This window comes from Blautia sp. HCP3S3_G3, from assembly GCF_052063365.1.
Taxonomy (GTDB): Bacteria; Bacillota; Clostridia; order Lachnospirales; family Lachnospiraceae; genus Blautia_A.
Genome location: NZ_JBQHXR010000014.1, coordinates 51,317 through 67,942 on the forward strand (window position 1 = coordinate 51,317; position 16,626 = coordinate 67,942).

Here is a 16,626-nt window from a genome sequence, read left to right on the forward strand (position 1 = left end):
CCTTAATGTTTTTTTATTACTTTTGCTCTATGAATCACGCCTTCTCCCAATGGGTCAACATCATTAAAAACTTTTGTTGCCACAATTCCATCCGATACTCTTTCAAAACTTATTTTTGCACTGTAGCAGGTTTCCAGCCAGCGAACCGATAATACCAGTTTTTCTTTATCAAATGCAGCTGTTGCATACATTTTATCGCATGGATAAGGCGGTGTTGATATGTGATTTAATCTGGGCAGCCCATCCATACCGGCTTCTATTTCATGCCATCCGACAGAATTATGTATTCTTAACTTTACACTGTCCTCTGTGAAACTTATTGAAATTTCATCCACTTTATGAACAGGAAAAAGTACTTGCATAATACCGCCGCTTGTCACATCAAAATCAAGTTCTCCTTCTGCCACCTGCCAGTTTCCCAGAAAAGCATCTCTATTTCCATAAGGCTGACATATGTCTGCAGGCAAAGAAAGCGAAGCAAGTTTCTTACACAGGAATTCTGTATCCTGAGGCGTTCCCAGATCCCTGTCTACACCTGTGTCAAGAAATTCCCAGAATTTTCCCAGTAAAGTGTCTGAAGCAGCCTGTTTTGCATCATTTGTTCTTCCGCTAAAAGATATAACAATATCTTCATCAGGACACATATACGTATATTGGCCCCATGCCCCACACATTCCATAGGTATGATGATGCATTCCCATCCACATCTGGAACCCATATCCCATAGCTCCATCTGCCGGAATACAATCTTCTCTGGAATTGTCTATTTGCTTTTCAGATGCCAGTTTACAGAATTCGCGATTAATAATCTGTCTTCCTTCCCAGGCACCGCCATTCATATATAAAAGACCAAGTTTCGTGTTATTTTCAAGTGTGGAATAAAGTCCACTGCCGCCAATTTCCAAACCATCCGGCAGACAAAGCCATTTTATCCCTTCCGGATCCATTCCAATCTGTCCGTAAAGGTTTTTCTCAAGGTATTCATCCAGAGTATCCCCTGTCTTACGCCGTATGATTTCTCCCAGAAGAGTAGATCCTACACTATTGTAAAAAAACATAGTTCCTGGCTTATCTATGATAGGATTATTCAGAAAATTCTCAACCCAGTTTCCTTCGAATCCAGACATCTTTCGCATTCCAGTGCTCATAGACAATACATGTCTCACTGTCAGTTCAGGAAGATATTCCTGAGAGGCCTTACCGGCCTCATCAGGAAAAATGTCTATAATTTTTTCATCAAGTTCTATTATTCCCTGCTCTATCGCAATCCCGATAGCTGTTGCAGCATATGTTTTTGTCAAAGACTGCATCCCGTGTATCATGCCTTTGGCATAAGGTTTCCAATAGCCTTCCGCAATTACTTTTCCGTGTCTGGTGATCAGTATACCATGCGGCTCTGTAATACTGTGTTCCAACTTATCAATTAATTGAAGCAGCGCCTTACTGGAAACACCCACTTTTTCTGGAATTGTATATTCCAAATGTCTATACATTTATGTCACCTATTTCCATGTCCATTTATTAATCAGAGGATAATCCTGACATTTCCATTCTACATTCAAATCTGCACTATAAGCATTCAAACGACATTCATCATAAAGACCAAAAATAGGAAGCATTTCATACATATCTGTCATTAATACATCCATCTTTTCAGCCACTTCCTCTTCTGATGCAGACATTGCCTCTCCAATATCTCCCATAATTACTGCGGATTCATCTTCCGGTAAATGCGGATAATCACTTCCAATAAAAGTATTTAATGTAGCCAATCCACTCTGCGCAGGATAATTGGTCCAGCTCCAGAGAGTGAAGTCCCAATCCTCCGGCTGATTTGGTGTCACAATATTCTGCGTATCCGGATAATATAAAATTTCAACATTTAATCCAAGCTCTGAAAGCGCAGCCTGAATTACCTGTCCTGCAACATCAAATCCCGGCTGATTTCCAATTAAAAGTCTCAAAGTTGTACCTTCCGCAACTCCCGAAGCTTCAAAACATTCTTTTGCCTTCTCCATGTCAAATGCATAATTGTTCGTATCAGAAGCAATTTCCACATAACTATCGCTGTAATCCGAGAAATTTCTGGAAGTACAACAGGAGCTTATCTCTCCAAATCCGCCAACAGCAGTAGCAATAATCGCTTCTTTATTAGTTGCATAAGCTACTGCTTTACGCAGTTCCAGATTCTTTGAGAACGGAGAAGTCTCATAATTATTAAAAATCATAACTGTAGAATTCAAAGATGTATCATGTGAAAATACCACATTCTCTGCATCTTCCAAGGCCTGCGCATCCATGAAGGATACACACCATGAAAAATCTGATTCTCCGGTCAAAGCAACATTTGCTCTCTGTGAAGCTTCCTGTACAAAATTTACAGTGACCTTATTAATAGCTTCCGGCTGTCCATCCCAATACTCCGGATTTGCAACTAAATTAACATGAGAACCTGTCACATATTCATCCAGCATGTATGGACCACTGCCTACAGGCGTAGTTACCATACCATCCGGACTTGCCTCATAAGAAGCCTGAGTGACAATATTTACCATGGACAGTGCTTTCATCTGGAAAGAACACGGTTGAGTCAATGCCACTCTGACATTTGTATCATCAATAACTTCACTGTTTTCTATATCAATATAACGAGTTGCTCCCGGATAACCTGCAGCGCCATTTTTGGCTAACTCTATTGAAAACAATACATCTGATGCTTTAATTTCATTTCCCGCTGTATCTTTAATACCCGGCTGAATAGTAATTACATAATGTGTATCATCCTCTACCTCGTATCCGGTTGCAATACGCATCACCAGTTCTCCATCGGTAAGATTCCACAGCTGGTCATAGATCTGAGCATATGTCCAACCGTCCCCAGATGTTCCATTTGGTGCCAATGTGGTAGGATCCGATCCAACAGAAATTGTTACAGAATCCTGTTCTCCAGCCAGTACTGTATTACTCCAGAACAGTGTTCCAGCCATTGCAGTAACTGCCAGCATTGCAAATAACTTCTTCATTTTCATTTGTTTTTCCTCCTTAAAAGTATATTTAAATTTTATTACTTTCATTTGAAATCAACTATTCGAGATAATTGTTTTAATTCCAATCCTCTCTCTTAAAATCCTATGTTTGTTGAACCATCACTCATGGATCTTCAACATGCAGTTATTAATGATTTAATTCATTCACACGACAGCAGCTTACAAAATGCCCAGGGCTTACTTCTATCTGAGTCTGCGGCGCCCTGCACTTCTCCGTCGCATACCGGCATCTTGCAATCAGCCTGCAGCCAGGTTTCGGTTCCACGGGAGAGGTAATTTCACCCTTAAGAATCACACGCTCTCTCTTAGCATGAACATCCGGAACAGGAATTGCAGAAAGCAGCGCTTGAGTATACGGATGCATCGGGTGTGCAAACAATTCTTCCGAAGGTGCTTTTTCCACCAGCTGGCCAAGATACATAACCACAATATCGTGCGAAATATACTTAACCACTGAAAGATCATGTGTTATAAACATGTAACTAAGCTTCCGTTCCTCCTGCAAATCCTGCAGCAGATTCAGCACCTGCGCCTGAATAGATACATCCAGAGCTGAAACTGGTTCATCACAGACAATGAATTTGGGTTCCAGCGCCAATGCACGGGCAATTCCAATACGTTGTCTTCTCCCTCCATCCAATTCATGAGGATATGAATTCTCAAGCCTTGCAGCAATACCAACTGTATTCATTAATTTACGAACTTCTGTCAGTATCTCATTCTTTTTCAGTTTTCTCTGTAAACGCAAAGGTTCCGCTATAATATCACTCACTGTCATTCTCGGATTCAGCGAAGACATAGGATCCTGGAAAATAATCTGCATATCGTCTCTTAAATTCTTCCACTGGGTTCTGTTCACTCTGGAAATATCTTTTCCATCAAATACTATTTTGCCCGATGTAGGCTCAATCAGATGCAGAATCGTCCTTCCAAGAGTTGACTTTCCACAGCCTGATTCACCTACTACACCCAGAGTTTTTCCTTCCTCAAGTGAAAAAGAAACATCATCTACTGCATGAAGCTGTCCACGAGGTGTATCAAAATATTTTTTCAAGTGCTCTACTTCTAAAATCCGGTTCATCTAACCACCTCCCCAGCGCAAAAACAGCTCACAGAATGTGTATTTTCTATCGTCCTCTGCTTCGGATGTTCATTCCTGCATTGATCCGTAACATATGGGCATCGTTCTGCAAATGCACAGCCTTTGGGAAGTCTTGTCGGATCTGGCATCATTCCATTAATAGGCTTCAATCTTTTCCCTTTGCTGCTCATATCCGGCAAAGAACCAAACAACCCAATCGTATAAGGGTGCATGGGATGATCAAAAATCTCCTCCGCAGATCCGTATTCCACAATTTCGCCTGCGTAACATACCGCAACGGTATCGCACACTTCCGCAACAATACCCAGGTCATGCGTAATCATAATCATTGATGTGTGAAATTCCCGTTTCAAATCTGTCATCATATCCAACACCTGTGCCTGAATAGTAACATCCAGTGCAGTAGTCGGTTCATCCGCAAGCAGAAGTTCCGGATTGCAGGCAAGTGCTATCGCAATAACCACCCTCTGCTTCATACCACCTGAGAACTGATGTGGATAGTCTCCATAGCGTTCTCCCGGAATCCCTACCTTTTCCAGCATTTCTATCGCTCTTCGTTTAGCCTCTTCCGCCGAACAGTCATTATGGAGTTCTATCGCTTCCTGAATTTGCCTGCCTACCAGCATAGTTGGATTCAACGCTGTCATAGGATCCTGAAATATCATGGATATTTTGTTTCCGCGTATTTTCCGCATTTCTTCTTCTTTTATCTTCAGCAGATCAACACCATCCACAAAAATTTCACCGCTTCTAATCTTCGCAGGAGGATCCGGAAGTATTCGTAAAACAGACTTTGCTATCGTTGTTTTCCCTGCACCTGTTTCTCCTACCAGCCCCAGTGTTTCTCCTCTGTTCAGCGTCAGACTCACACCATTGACTGCATGTACAGTTTCATCATCCGAAGTATATTCCACAACCAGGTTCTTGATATTCAGAAGTTCTTTTTTTGTTGTCTCACTCATTCTCTTCCGCCTCCTAGTTCTTTAACTTCGGATCAAGTGCATCACGCAATCCGTCTCCAAGAAGATTAAATGCAAGCACTGTGATAATAATTGCAATACCGGGAAATAAAACCATATAACCATAATCTCTCATATATGCTCTGCCATCTGCCAGCATTGTTCCCCACTCCGGAGCAGGAGCCGGTACACCAAGTCCCACAAAACCAAGCATTGAACCCAGAAGGATAGCTCCTCCTATTCCCATGGTCATCTGAACAATCATCGGTGAAATTGCATTTGGAATAATATGCTTAACAATAATATGCAAATCACTTCCCTTTACAGCTCTGGCTGCTTCAATATATTCCGTCCCTTTAATTGTTAAAATAGAACTGCGCATCATTCTGGCATAACCAGCCATGGTTGTAACACCAATTGCAAGAATAGACTTATCCACTCCGCTTCCAAATGCTGCTGCCATTGCCACGCACATAACAAGTCCGGGAACTGACTGATAAATATCCAGAAAACGCATAATGAGATTATCAGCCATACCTCCGTAATATCCTGCAATACTTCCCAGAATACCTCCCAGGATTGCAGCCAATATTACAGAAAACACTCCTAATTGAAGGGAAAGCCTTGCTCCGTATATCAAACGGCTCAATATATCACGTCCCAGATTATCCGTTCCGAGCAGATGTTCCTTGCAGGGTCCTTTTAAAAGAGACATATAATCCTGTTGTTCATAACTATATGGTGCAATATAATCTGCAAATACTGCAACCAGAATCAGAATTATCACGACCACAAGGCCAACTACTGCAAGTTTATTCTTTGCTAAACGCTTTAAGATTGCAGCAAATTGAGATTTCTTTTTACCTGTATTTTCTTCTTTCATACCGCAATCTCCTTTTTTGTTGTTTTTTTCTTTGTCGCAAACATGGTTTTCAGCCTCGGATCCACTACAGTATAGAGGAGATCCAATACCAGCATAGTAAGACTGAAAATAAACGCAAGTACAATAACACAGCCAAGAGCCACCGGCATATCTCTCTGATTTACCCCTGTAATCATATAAGAACCAATACCCGGAATCGAGAAAATGGTTTCACATACAAGAGAATTCCCGACAAGAGCTGCCATATTACCCCCAACTACTGTCAGCACCGGTATCATACCGTTTCTCAGACAATGAGCGGTAATCACTTTCTGTTCCTTCTGACCTTTTGCTCTGGCTGTCGTTACATAATCCTGACGTATCACTTCAAGCATACTGGATCGTGTCTGTCTGGCAATTCCGGCAGCACCACCAACCCCTATCGAAATACACGGCATAATATAACATACCCAGGAATCAGCCCCTATCGACGGCAATATACCAAGTTTTAATGAAAAAATCATAACCAGAATTAATGCGAACCAAAAACTCGGCATTGAAGCACAAAACATTGCCAAAACCATCGTCAGGTTATCAATCCACGTATTCTGATGTGTAGCCGCAGCAACCCCGAGAGGAATCCCAATCAACAAAGAGAGCGCCACACCAATATAACTGATCAGCAATGTATACGGAAGTCTGGATAATATCTGACTCCCAACAGAGCTTTCATTCATATAAGAAGTTCCAAAATCAAAATGTAAAAATACCGAAGACATATAATTCCCCAATCTCCTGGCATATCCGCCATCCAGTCCATGACGTATATTGAATTCGAGAATCTCTTCTTCAGTCGCTCCTGCACCCAGAGCGCTCATTGCCGGATTTCCAGGGGTAAAATACATAATTGTATAAACCAATATTGTCACACCCAAAAGAACCGGTATCAACCATAGAATACGTTTTGCAACATACTTTAGCATTTTAGCTTCCTCCCTGTTTTTTTAGCTTTTTTAAATATAACACCAAAGTATTTATTTGTAAATATCCATTTTTATGACAAATTGTTTTCCTATATTTTGTGCATTTTTCATATTTTATATCATTAATCCCTTTATATTTGCTAAATTATTTTAGCTTTTTCGAAATGGTATTATTTCATATTGCTAAATTATTTGTAATCTGATAAAATAGAATTTAAGTTAAAAGAGAGGAGGTTTGCCAAATGTCCAGCCGAAAGAAAGTATCAATAAAGACGATTGCCGCCGCTGCCAATGTTTCTCCCAGTACAGTATCTCTGGTGTTAAACAATCGCGGAAAGGAACTTCGCATTTCACCCGAAACTCAAAGACGGATACAAAAAATTGCAGAAGAGTTCGGTTATTTTAATCCGCCTTCCAATACTCAACATTATAATATAAATAAATATGAGCCCGCTTCTCTAAATCCGATCATCGTATTTGTTACGAACGATTTTCAAAACATACCTTTTGCAAAATTCAACGCAGGCTTAGAAGAATACATAAAACAATCTTCAGACCAGATAGACTGGGTATACCATACCTACGAAGCAAACCATTTATGTGATTATCAGATGCTGTTGTCATCTTCATATTATAAAGGGGCAATCATCTCGACTCCGTCACTGGATGATGCCCGCTTCCTAACAGAAAATCATTTTCACATTCCTATCATTCTTTATAATTATCAAATCAACGGGTATACCTGTGTTTGTTATGATAATTACAACATCGGCCGTCAGGCAGCAGATGTTTTTCTTAAGCTCCGCAAAGAAAAGCTCAGTATTATCGTTCCTGATAACACCAATAGAGGAATCAATCTCCGCATAGCCGGGTTTACCGGTCATCTATCAGAAAGCGGATTTCTCAACAATCGTATACGTATTGTGTCCGGACCATCCAAGGATACTTATGGCGGATACATTGCAGTTTCCAAACTTCTGGAACAAAATTTTATTCCGTCTGCCATTTATATTGTCAACGATTTGATGACCGGCGGTGTTCTCAGCAGACTCAAAGAGGAAAACCTTCACATACCCGATGACGTTTCCATTCTATCTTACGGAGATATCGGCGCCTCAAAATACATACCCAGCGTTTCCTCTTATATCGCTGAATCAGAAAAAATAGCATATACCTGCCTTGAACAGCTTATGATGGAAATCAAGGGACTGGCTGTTCCGGGAAGATATATCAGTTTCGACACGGAGTGCATCTGGCGAGAGAGCTGTTGTCCACCCGAATAACCCTTACAGCCATATCGTTCTTTTTATAGCATGCATACCAGAGCGGACAAAATACTATTACCCTATCAGCCCATTATCCAGGAAGGGAGCACACTATGAGCGTAAACTATCATGCATTCCAGAACAGAGGTTATTTATTTTCCAGTCATGAGGCGCTGGCGGAACAATGGCACAATGCGTTTGCAGGATACGATCCTGCACGTATTTCAGGCATTCTCCATCTGGAAACAGATCCAGAATATCTTTATCTCTCGTATTATCAAAAGATTTACCGTCTGCAGCTGGGTGACGGTCATCTGGAACGAAAAACCAAGAGCGGCTGGACCGACAAATTATACTTCAATGAAACCATGAGTATTTACCACCTTCTACAGTATACCAAAGACCAGCCGCGCACATCCGAAATCTGGGTTCCGAACACCGCACTGGAGGGAGCAGGGGCACATAACCGCAATCTTCCGGATCCGCTTCTTACCCCGTTCGCTGCCCGCTTCTCCGGAAAAACTGACATACTGGAAAAGGCATGCCTGCAGCTGGGAGGCACCAGGCTTGGCAAAGGCGACCTCTCCTTCTCGTTTATATCTTTCCCCCAGATTCCTCTGCAGCTGATTTTCTGGGACACGGACGAAGATTTTCCTGCACAGGTACAGGTTCTTTTTGATAAATATGTAACGGATTATCTGCATTTTGAAACTACCGGATGTGTTATATCAGACCTGTTGGAAATGATTGAAGAACAGGCAAAATGCCTGTAATTAAACGGAAATGTCTGCTGACACAGACACCACCGATAATACGCAAAAAACCATCCCGCTTCGCTGCGAATATACAGTTCCTCAGCGATACAACCGGGATGGTTTTTTATTATTATGGATGTGTATTTTTTACGTAATACAGCAATGACGCATCTGCATTACCGCAGATATTTCGCCAGTTCATATACACGTTCTCTGGTGTACATCGCTGCCGCATCATTTTTCAGAAGCGGCTGCAGGCTTCCTCCTTCCGCCTCGGCACCGGCCTCCTCAACGGCAGCTTCCTTTTCGCGAATCCAGTCCAGTTCCTCTGCCGTGAGCTGTGCCATGGCATCTTCCGGAAGAATCTCCCGGATTCGTTTCCACATGGAATTCAGTTCATCATCCCAGAGCATATAAAGTTCTCCTGACAATCTGTTCATTTCCAGCTGCGAAAGCAGTCCGCTTTCCAGCTCGGTCTCCATATCGGCTGCCCGGGCGGCAATTTCTTCCAGTTCCTTATCAATCGCTGATGTTCCCGTTTCTGCTGACCGGTCCGGATTTTCATAACTTGAAAAGCCCTCCTGCGCCGCCTCGTTATAAAGCCCCGTGAATGGCAGTTCTGTCTCTTTGGCCGCAGCCAGATCATAATAACCCACCCAGCTTAAGTATTCTTCCGGAAGTTCTGCCAGTGGTGCCCCCTGAAGATAGAACAGAATCCTATCTGCCCCGTCCAGCCCGTACGGCTCACTGTAAATATAGCGCACACCATCGATGATCTCTGAAGTATCCATCTCTTTCTCATATTCTATGCTTTCAATTTCCACAGAATAAGTATAGGAATTCACCTTTAACGGCTCCGTAAACTGTCCGGAAAAATCACACAGATAAACAGTTCCGGCAGGATAATCATCACCGGTATCTCCCATATCCGAATCATGGTAAGTTCCTGCAAAAGCACCATTCTCATCAATCGTCAGAACTGTTCCCCAGGCACCCGCACCACTGCAGAACGAAAACTCCAGATCGGAAACATCCTGATAAGTAAATTCTGTTTCTGCCATCACCGGAACTGTCTGCATACCGCCCAATACCCCTGCCGAACATAACACAGCCATTAGTTTTTTACCATATTTTTTCATCGTTAATCCCCTCTTACACTGTACTCTCGAAACAGTTCTTCACAGATGAACTCCAATATATTCGCCCTTCACCTTTCGAAAAACCACACTGCTCTTGGCTTCTTTATACTCTGTCGGACTATATCCGGTCTTCCTTTTAAAGATCTTCGAAAAAGCCAGAGGATCCTGATATCCTACTTTTGAAGCCACTTCGCTGATCTGGGTATTTGTTTTGTACAACAGAGATTTTGCCTGTTCCACCCGTACATTAATCAGATATTCCTGTGGTGAACAGCCCATGCATTTCTTAAAATTCGTAGCAAGATAACTCCGGTTTACACCGATCATATCCGCAAGTTCATTGATTGTCAGATGTTTACTGTAATTTTCATTAATGTATTCTACCGCGCGCTCCACATAAACAGAACCGGTCTTATACTCGGGAGGCAATTCTCCCCGCTCAATACATAATTTTCTGTAATCAGCAATCAGTTCACCAAACAAAATCTGAAGAAGTCCATTTCGGCGCACTTTATTTTCCGGCAGATCCTGCGGATTTTTCATCATACCCTCAATACACCATTCTGCAGCATTCAGACATGTAATCTTTCTAACCGGGTTTTTAAGTGTAAACCCTGCTCTTGCACAGCATACCTCTGCGTCTATTCCCTCAAAACCAATCCACCGGTAAGCCCAGGGGTCTTCATGATCTGCTTCGTACCAGGCCTCTCTTCCCGCAGGAATCAGAAATGCGTCACCCTTCTCCAGATAATACGACTGGCCATTCATCTCGAATACTCCTTTGCCTCCCTCAACCATATGAAGCACATAGGTGAAACGCTTATTCGGACCAAATCTGTGTCCGGGATCACATTGTTCCCACCCGCAATAAACCAGGCTCACATCGATCACAAACTTCTGAAGATTATCCAGCGCCCGAAAATTACCCGAATCTGTATACCCTACTGTCCGCAGCATAAATCCCTCCTTACCGTTGTACCGGAAACATCTGTCCCCTGCAGTTCTTTCTGCTCCCAAACCAGTGCATCAGTTTCAGAATACCTGCACCTGATAACCTGCCTGTTTCTATGACAGTTCCTGCACAGCCTCAAGGGTATAAAGAACCGATGCAAAATCCCCGCCTTTTTTATTAAGAATTTCCCTGTCAATCGGAATTCCTGCATACATCAGCTCATTTCCATAAGCACGAAGAACCTGCTCATCCCATTTTACCTCATAAAGCTGTTCTTCATCCAGTCCCCGGAATTTCATTCGAAGCCACGATGCATTGACTTTATTCAGTCTCTGGTAAAAAGCTGCCACAGCCTGTTTCTTATCTCTGGAAACGACCATCCATGCGGTGTCATTTCCCTCAAACGGACTCATGATACGATAGAAATCACCCTCAACCTGAATAAGATGACGATAGTTTTTCATGAAGCAGATCTGTTCTTTTACTTCTTCGATTTCCTCTTCACTCAAAAGGTTCAGATCCAGCTCATAACCAAACGTTCCGAAATATGCAACATTAGCTCTTGTAGAAAGAGGTGTTTTTCGGTAAAGCTGATGATTCGGCACTGCGGAAACATGGGAACCCATGCTGACGATCGGATAAACCAGCGATGTTCCATACTGTATTTTCTGTCGTTCTCCGCCATCTGTATCATCACTTGTCCAGGTCTGCGGTGCGTAATACATCAGACCGGGATCAAACCTTGCACCTCCGCTTGCACAGGACTCGAAAAGAATATCCGGAAAGCGTTCCGTCAGCCTGCGGTACAGATCATATACCCCGAGAATATATTTATGCATCGTCTTTCCCTGGTCTTCCGGCTTCGCAGTACGGCTGAACGGTTCTGTCATATAGCGGTTCATATCCCACTTAATATAGGAGATTGAGGATTCTTCCAGTATTTTTGTGATGGAATCATAAATATAATCTACCACTTCCTGCCTGGAGAAATCCAGTACATGCTGATGCCTTGCATGAGATTCAAACCGGTCCGGCGCACTGATCAGCCAGTCCGGATGTTCCCTGTAACAATCACTGTTTTTATTGACCATTTCCAGTTCTACCCAGAGACCGAATTTCAGCCCCATGTCCTCAATCTTACGGGAAAGTCCTGCTATGCCGTCCGGAAGCTTGTTCCTGTTTACAAACCAGTCTCCAAGTCCCTGATAATCATCATTTCTTGTTCCGAACCATCCATCATCCAGGACAAACAGTTCCACTCCCACTTCTTTTGCTTTTTTCGCGATATGCAGAATCTTTTCCTCATCAAAATCGAAATAGGTTGCCTCCCAGTTATTCAGAAGGATCGGACGTGCCTGGTCTCTCCATTTTCCACGCATCAGTCTGGTACGGAATAACCGGTGGTAGGTCTGGCTCATTCCGTTAAGCCCCCTGTCACTGTAAACCATGACAACTTCCGGCGTCTGAAACTCTTCGCCGGAGTTCAGTTCCCAGGAAAATCCCTGAGGATGGATACCCATCATCACTCTGGTCATATCAAAAGTGGATACCTCCGCCTGAGCCAGGAAGTTTCCGCTGTACACCAGGCTGAAGCCATATACCTCACCGATATCCTCCGTTGTACCCGGGCGTTTCAGCGCAAGGAACGGATTCTGTTCCGCACTGGAACAGGTTCCTGCCAGACCCTGGATTGCCTGAATTCCCATTTCCAGTTTTCTTGTTTTTATATAGCGTTCCCGGCTCCATGCACCAGACAGCTGTACTATCTCATAATCCATATCCGGGAACTCCACGCTTGCACTCATCATGCCTTCCAGACGGATTTTTGAGTTTCCTTTATGTTCGATTCTGGCGTTTCTTGTGATGACAGGATAATCACGGAACACCGTATAAGAAAGAATCAGATCTGTATCTATTACAGAATCATGCAGTCTGATCTCCAGTGTATCTGCTTCCTCCTCACTTTCTGTATATACAGCAGGAAGACCTTTCAGAGGTTTTTTACCCGGGAATATTTCATGAGATACGTATTTAAAGTCCACGATCTCACTGCCGTTTTCCTGACGTATGGTCATGGCAGGACTGCGGTAATCTCCCTTGCCGTACACGGGATATTCCTGTTTGGTATACTGCATGGAAAGAATCCCCGGCTCCGGCACACAGACAGACATCTGAGAACGCATTCCCTCCTCATGGAGATAGGAAAAATCCTCTTTATCCCTGATTGCCTTTCCGTAATAAAGGTTTTCTATCTGCCCGTTCTGCATAATGCAGAGAATATCGCTCACATATGCATTGCAGATATGAAATGTCTGCGTATTCTTGTGAAATATAACTGACATCGTTTCTCCTCCTGTTTAGAGTTTTCCGCCGCTTGTAGCAATACCTTCAATAAACTGTTTCTGGAAAATTACATAAATAATGATCATCGGAATACATGCCAGAAGAGATGCAGCCATCAGTTCCGGGAATTTCGATACATACTGTCCCTGCATTTTTGCAAGTGCTGAGGAAAGAACCAGCATATCCTTATCGGTATTGACGATCATCGGCCACATCAGGTCTTTAAATGCAAATACGGCTGTAAAAATTCCAAGTGCCACCATACTGGACCTGGTCAGCGGAGCCATGATATACAGGAATGTCTGTCCGATATTACAGCCATCCAGTCTCGCCGCTTCCTCCAGATCCTTGGGAAGGCTCATATACCCCTGCTTCAGAAGGAATGTACCAAAAGCAGTAACCATACCCGGAAATACCAGTGCAAAAATGGTATTCAGCATATGCATTTTGCTGACCATCAGATACTGCGGGATAATAAAGATCTGCACCGGAACCATCATCTGGAACAATACCAGCCCAAATGCCAGATCACGTCCTCTGAATGTCAGTCTTCCAAATGCATAACCTGCCATCGTTGCAGTCAGTACCGCACAGAGCACACGGAAGAAAATCAGAAGAAGTGTATTTTTATACAGCAGCAGAAAATTCATATTTTCAATAACTGAGGTAAATGACTCTGTTCTCCACTCCTTTGGAAGAATCGTAAACGGATTTACAGATGTCGCCTCTGTAACGGATTTAAATGCGGTCAGCACCATCCACAAAAAAGGTATCAGCATTGTTATTGACACAATGATCAGAATAACATGAATCAATACGTTGACCAGCTTTCTTCTTGTTTCCATACCATCCATGATAAATCCCCCTTTTAATTATAAAATACCCATTTCTTTTGTCCGATCATCTGGAATACCGTAATAATCATGGTGATTCCAAGAAGAAGCACTACGATGGTAGAACCGTAACCCATATTCTTATTGATAAATGAATACTTATAGAACAGATATACCAGTGACTGTGTCTTCGAAAGAGCCGGATTGGATTTGTCAATTACCATATAGATCAGGTCAAACACCTGAAGAGCACCGATCACACGGGTAACAAGCACAAAGAAAATTGTTGGTGAAAGAAGCGGAATGGTAATATGGAAAAAGGCATTGATACCGGTTGCTCCGTCTATTTCTGCAGCTTCATAGTAATCCCTCGGAATTTCCTGAAGACCGGAAAGGAACAATACCATATTATAACCAAGAATCGACCATACGCCGATCACTGCAACAGAAAATACTGCAATCTGCGGACTGGAAACCCAGTTCACATGTACCTTAAACACATTATTGATCAGACCGAAATCAGAGTTGAACAGCCATCTCCATACCATTGCCACAGCCGCAGGTGCCGCTACCATAGGAAGGAAAATGATTGTTCTGTAAACAGAACGGCCTCTCATTCTACGATTCAGAAACACAGCAAGAACAAGTGCGATCACAATAGAAAACGGCACTTCCACAACCGCATATTTCAGGGTGTTGATCAATGCCTGCCAGACTTCTCCATCACCAAAAACCTTTTGATAATTACTCAATCCTACAAATATATTGCCTTTTCCGAAATCACCTGTTTTAAAAAAGCTCTGATAGATCGTCCGGAAAATCGGTATAATATTCAGTACGATCAAACCGATTGTGGTAGGAAGAATAAACAACCATCCCCAGAGAAACTCACTTCTCTCTCTTCCTGTTTTTGCTGCTTTTGTTTTTGCCATGAGCCTCACTCCTTTTACTAAGAGAAGCCGCCGCACAATGGTGCAGCGGCTCCCTGTTATTTTTCAGTACATATTGTATCAGGAATTATTCCTCAGCTAATTTTTCATTCATCTGTTCTGCCATCTGTTTGCAGGCATCTTCCATGGTGATTTCACCAGTGTAAACACCCTTCAGAATTTCATTATCTTCATTTTCCCATGTTACTGTGGATTTGGAATATGGACGGATTTCCATATCATCCATCATGTTCAGGTATGCCTGAAGATTAAAATCTGCAGATTTTGACCATGCATCAGAGGTATCTTTGTATGCAGACATGGTAACACCAAGTTCTGCCTGTTTTTCCTGAGCTTCTTTAGAGCCAAGGTATTCAATCAGCTGCCATGCTTCTTCTGTGTGCTCGCCTGATGCAGATGCTGCCCAGCCAAGTCCATTGTATACAGAAGATCTTCTGCCTGTCTGGCCGTTCTTCGGAAGTTCTACAACATCACAGTTTGCTGCTGTGTATTCATTGTCTTTGTATGCTGCCAGCATCCAGGATCCCTGGAATACCATAGCAACTTTACCGGACTGGAATAAAACGTCTTCTCCGTTCTCAGACATTGTTTCAAGAGAAGGCATTACACCGTCATTGATCCATCCTTCCAGAACCTGCATAGCCTCAATCGTCTTAGGATCATCCCAACCGGAGGTTTTCTTGTCATCACTGATAATGAAACCGCCATTATCATAAATCATATTATAATATCCGGCCTGGTTGTTATCGTTTCTAAGTGCCATACCATACTGGGAACCATCTTCTTTGGTAAGCTTCTTAGCAGCTTCTCCCACATCTTCCCATGTCCAGTCTGCTGTCGGGTAATCAAGACCTGCTTCATCAAACATTGCTTTATTATACCAGAGTGCAATGGTATCTACATCTTTCGGCACTGCATAATATTTTCCGTCATATGTATACAGACCCCAGATATCCTCCGGATAATTTGCAGGATCGATAACTTCACTTGCACTGATCTTATCTGTCAGATCCAGAAGCATGTCATTGGACATATATCTTTCACTTTCATTGGAGTGCATCCAGAATACATCCGGAAGAGAACCGCCCTGTGCGCCTGCTTCCAGCATCGTCCAGTACTCATCCCACTTTACAACAGATATTTCTGCTTTAATTCCTGTCTTTGCGGTAAAATCAGCGAGAATCTCTTTAATACCCGGTTCCTGATTGGAATCCCAGATGGAAACGGAAAGAGTCACGTCACTTTCTCCTGCATATACCGGCACTGCTGATACAGCCATCATACCTGCCAGAAATAATGCTGATGCTTTTTTTAAGTTCATACCAATTCCTCCCTATTAAGTCAAGTCTTTTTTCCTTGAATATCAAGGATTTTTTCAATATATCATCAATAAATATCTCAGAAGAAGGAGCCATAGGAATGGACATTTCTCTGTA

At 42.7% G+C, this 16,626-nt stretch carries 15 protein-coding genes; 2 read left to right on the plus strand and 13 right to left on the minus strand.

Annotation, left to right across the window (positions count from 1 at the left end; all coding sequences use genetic code 11):
• Positions 1-2: 2 nt before the first annotated feature.
• The 6 genes from ACTNEW_RS11740 to ACTNEW_RS11765 all read right to left on the minus strand — a co-directional run bounded on the left by ACTNEW_RS11740 (position 3) and on the right by ACTNEW_RS11765 (position 6,953).
• Positions 3-1,493: a serine hydrolase domain-containing protein gene (locus ACTNEW_RS11740; RefSeq protein ID WP_441061140.1), complete on the minus strand. Its 1,491-nt coding sequence runs from the start codon at positions 1,491-1,493 to the stop codon at positions 3-5.
• A 9-nt stretch (positions 1,494-1,502) separates the two neighbouring features.
• Complete coding sequence (locus ACTNEW_RS11745) at positions 1,503-3,029, minus strand: ABC transporter substrate-binding protein (protein ID WP_441061143.1); 1,527 nt, start codon at positions 3,027-3,029, stop codon at positions 1,503-1,505.
• 145 nt (positions 3,030-3,174) lie between these two features.
• A complete protein-coding gene (locus ACTNEW_RS11750; protein WP_441061145.1) occupies positions 3,175-4,128 on the minus strand; it encodes an ABC transporter ATP-binding protein in 954 nt (317 codons plus the stop codon).
• Positions 4,125-5,111: an ABC transporter ATP-binding protein gene (locus tag ACTNEW_RS11755; protein WP_441061147.1), complete on the minus strand. Its 987-nt coding sequence runs from the start codon at positions 5,109-5,111 to the stop codon at positions 4,125-4,127. The genes ACTNEW_RS11750 and ACTNEW_RS11755 overlap by 4 nt, the downstream gene beginning before the upstream one ends.
• A gap of 13 nt (positions 5,112-5,124) precedes the next feature.
• Positions 5,125-5,991: an ABC transporter permease gene (locus ACTNEW_RS11760; RefSeq protein ID WP_441061150.1), complete on the minus strand. Its 867-nt coding sequence runs from the start codon at positions 5,989-5,991 to the stop codon at positions 5,125-5,127.
• On the minus strand, positions 5,988-6,953 hold the full coding sequence (locus tag ACTNEW_RS11765; RefSeq protein ID WP_441061152.1) for an ABC transporter permease: 966 nt from the start codon (positions 6,951-6,953) through the stop codon (positions 5,988-5,990). The genes ACTNEW_RS11760 and ACTNEW_RS11765 overlap by 4 nt, the downstream gene beginning before the upstream one ends.
• Positions 6,954-7,195: 242 nt before the next feature.
• Between ACTNEW_RS11765 and ACTNEW_RS11770 the strand changes: the two genes are divergently transcribed.
• On the plus strand, positions 7,196-8,236 hold the full coding sequence (locus ACTNEW_RS11770; protein WP_441061155.1) for a LacI family DNA-binding transcriptional regulator: 1,041 nt from the start codon (positions 7,196-7,198) through the stop codon (positions 8,234-8,236).
• 95 nt (positions 8,237-8,331) lie between these two features.
• Positions 8,332-8,991: a DUF3786 domain-containing protein gene (locus ACTNEW_RS11775; RefSeq protein WP_441061157.1), complete on the plus strand. Its 660-nt coding sequence runs from the start codon at positions 8,332-8,334 to the stop codon at positions 8,989-8,991.
• A gap of 158 nt (positions 8,992-9,149) precedes the next feature.
• Here the strand turns inward: ACTNEW_RS11775 and ACTNEW_RS11780 are convergent, their stop codons facing one another.
• The 7 genes from ACTNEW_RS11780 to ACTNEW_RS11810 form a co-directional block, all read right to left on the minus strand.
• Positions 9,150-10,112 (minus strand): lysozyme inhibitor LprI family protein, encoded by a 963-nt coding sequence (locus ACTNEW_RS11780; RefSeq protein ID WP_441061160.1) that lies wholly within the window; start codon positions 10,110-10,112, stop codon positions 9,150-9,152.
• Positions 10,113-10,151: 39 nt separating this feature from the next.
• A complete protein-coding gene (locus tag ACTNEW_RS11785) occupies positions 10,152-11,069 on the minus strand; it encodes an AraC family transcriptional regulator (protein WP_441061162.1) in 918 nt (305 codons plus the stop codon).
• A gap of 108 nt (positions 11,070-11,177) precedes the next feature.
• Complete coding sequence (locus ACTNEW_RS11790; RefSeq protein ID WP_441061165.1) at positions 11,178-13,406, minus strand: alpha-galactosidase; 2,229 nt, start codon at positions 13,404-13,406, stop codon at positions 11,178-11,180.
• A gap of 15 nt (positions 13,407-13,421) precedes the next feature.
• Positions 13,422-14,261 carry a carbohydrate ABC transporter permease gene (locus ACTNEW_RS11795; protein ID WP_441061168.1) on the minus strand — a complete coding sequence of 280 codons (840 nt, stop codon included), beginning with the start codon at positions 14,259-14,261 and terminating at the stop codon, positions 13,422-13,424.
• A gap of 14 nt (positions 14,262-14,275) precedes the next feature.
• Positions 14,276-15,172: a carbohydrate ABC transporter permease gene (locus tag ACTNEW_RS11800; protein ID WP_441061171.1), complete on the minus strand. Its 897-nt coding sequence runs from the start codon at positions 15,170-15,172 to the stop codon at positions 14,276-14,278.
• An 85-nt stretch (positions 15,173-15,257) separates the two neighbouring features.
• Positions 15,258-16,472 carry an ABC transporter substrate-binding protein gene (locus ACTNEW_RS11805; RefSeq protein WP_441061178.1) on the minus strand — a complete coding sequence of 405 codons (1,215 nt, stop codon included), beginning with the start codon at positions 16,470-16,472 and terminating at the stop codon, positions 15,258-15,260.
• On the minus strand, positions 16,429-16,626 hold a 198-nt coding region (locus tag ACTNEW_RS11810), incomplete at its 5' end, for a hypothetical protein (RefSeq protein ID WP_441061173.1). The genes ACTNEW_RS11810 and ACTNEW_RS11805, both read right to left, overlap by 44 nt.

Coding starts and splice junctions, on each gene's coding strand:
- ACTNEW_RS11740 (WP_441061140.1), bottom strand. CDS start 1,493: ATGTATAGACATTTGGAATATACAATTCCAGAAAAAGTGGGTGTTTCC.
- ACTNEW_RS11745 (WP_441061143.1), bottom strand. CDS start 3,029: ATGAAAATGAAGAAGTTATTTGCAATGCTGGCAGTTACTGCAATGGCT.
- ACTNEW_RS11750 (WP_441061145.1), bottom strand. CDS start 4,128: ATGAACCGGATTTTAGAAGTAGAGCACTTGAAAAAATATTTTGATACA.
- ACTNEW_RS11755 (WP_441061147.1), bottom strand. CDS start 5,111: ATGAGTGAGACAACAAAAAAAGAACTTCTGAATATCAAGAACCTGGTT.
- ACTNEW_RS11760 (WP_441061150.1), bottom strand. CDS start 5,991: ATGAAAGAAGAAAATACAGGTAAAAAGAAATCTCAATTTGCTGCAATC.
- ACTNEW_RS11765 (WP_441061152.1), bottom strand. CDS start 6,953: ATGCTAAAGTATGTTGCAAAACGTATTCTATGGTTGATACCGGTTCTT.
- ACTNEW_RS11770 (WP_441061155.1), top strand. CDS start 7,196: ATGTCCAGCCGAAAGAAAGTATCAATAAAGACGATTGCCGCCGCTGCC.
- ACTNEW_RS11775 (WP_441061157.1), top strand. CDS start 8,332: ATGAGCGTAAACTATCATGCATTCCAGAACAGAGGTTATTTATTTTCC.
- ACTNEW_RS11780 (WP_441061160.1), bottom strand. CDS start 10,112: ATGAAAAAATATGGTAAAAAACTAATGGCTGTGTTATGTTCGGCAGGG.
- ACTNEW_RS11785 (WP_441061162.1), bottom strand. CDS start 11,069: ATGCTGCGGACAGTAGGGTATACAGATTCGGGTAATTTTCGGGCGCTG.
- ACTNEW_RS11790 (WP_441061165.1), bottom strand. CDS start 13,406: ATGTCAGTTATATTTCACAAGAATACGCAGACATTTCATATCTGCAAT.
- ACTNEW_RS11795 (WP_441061168.1), bottom strand. CDS start 14,261: ATGGATGGTATGGAAACAAGAAGAAAGCTGGTCAACGTATTGATTCAT.
- ACTNEW_RS11800 (WP_441061171.1), bottom strand. CDS start 15,172: ATGGCAAAAACAAAAGCAGCAAAAACAGGAAGAGAGAGAAGTGAGTTT.
- ACTNEW_RS11805 (WP_441061178.1), bottom strand. CDS start 16,472: ATGATGGCTGTATCAGCAGTGCCGGTATATGCAGGAGAAAGTGACGTG.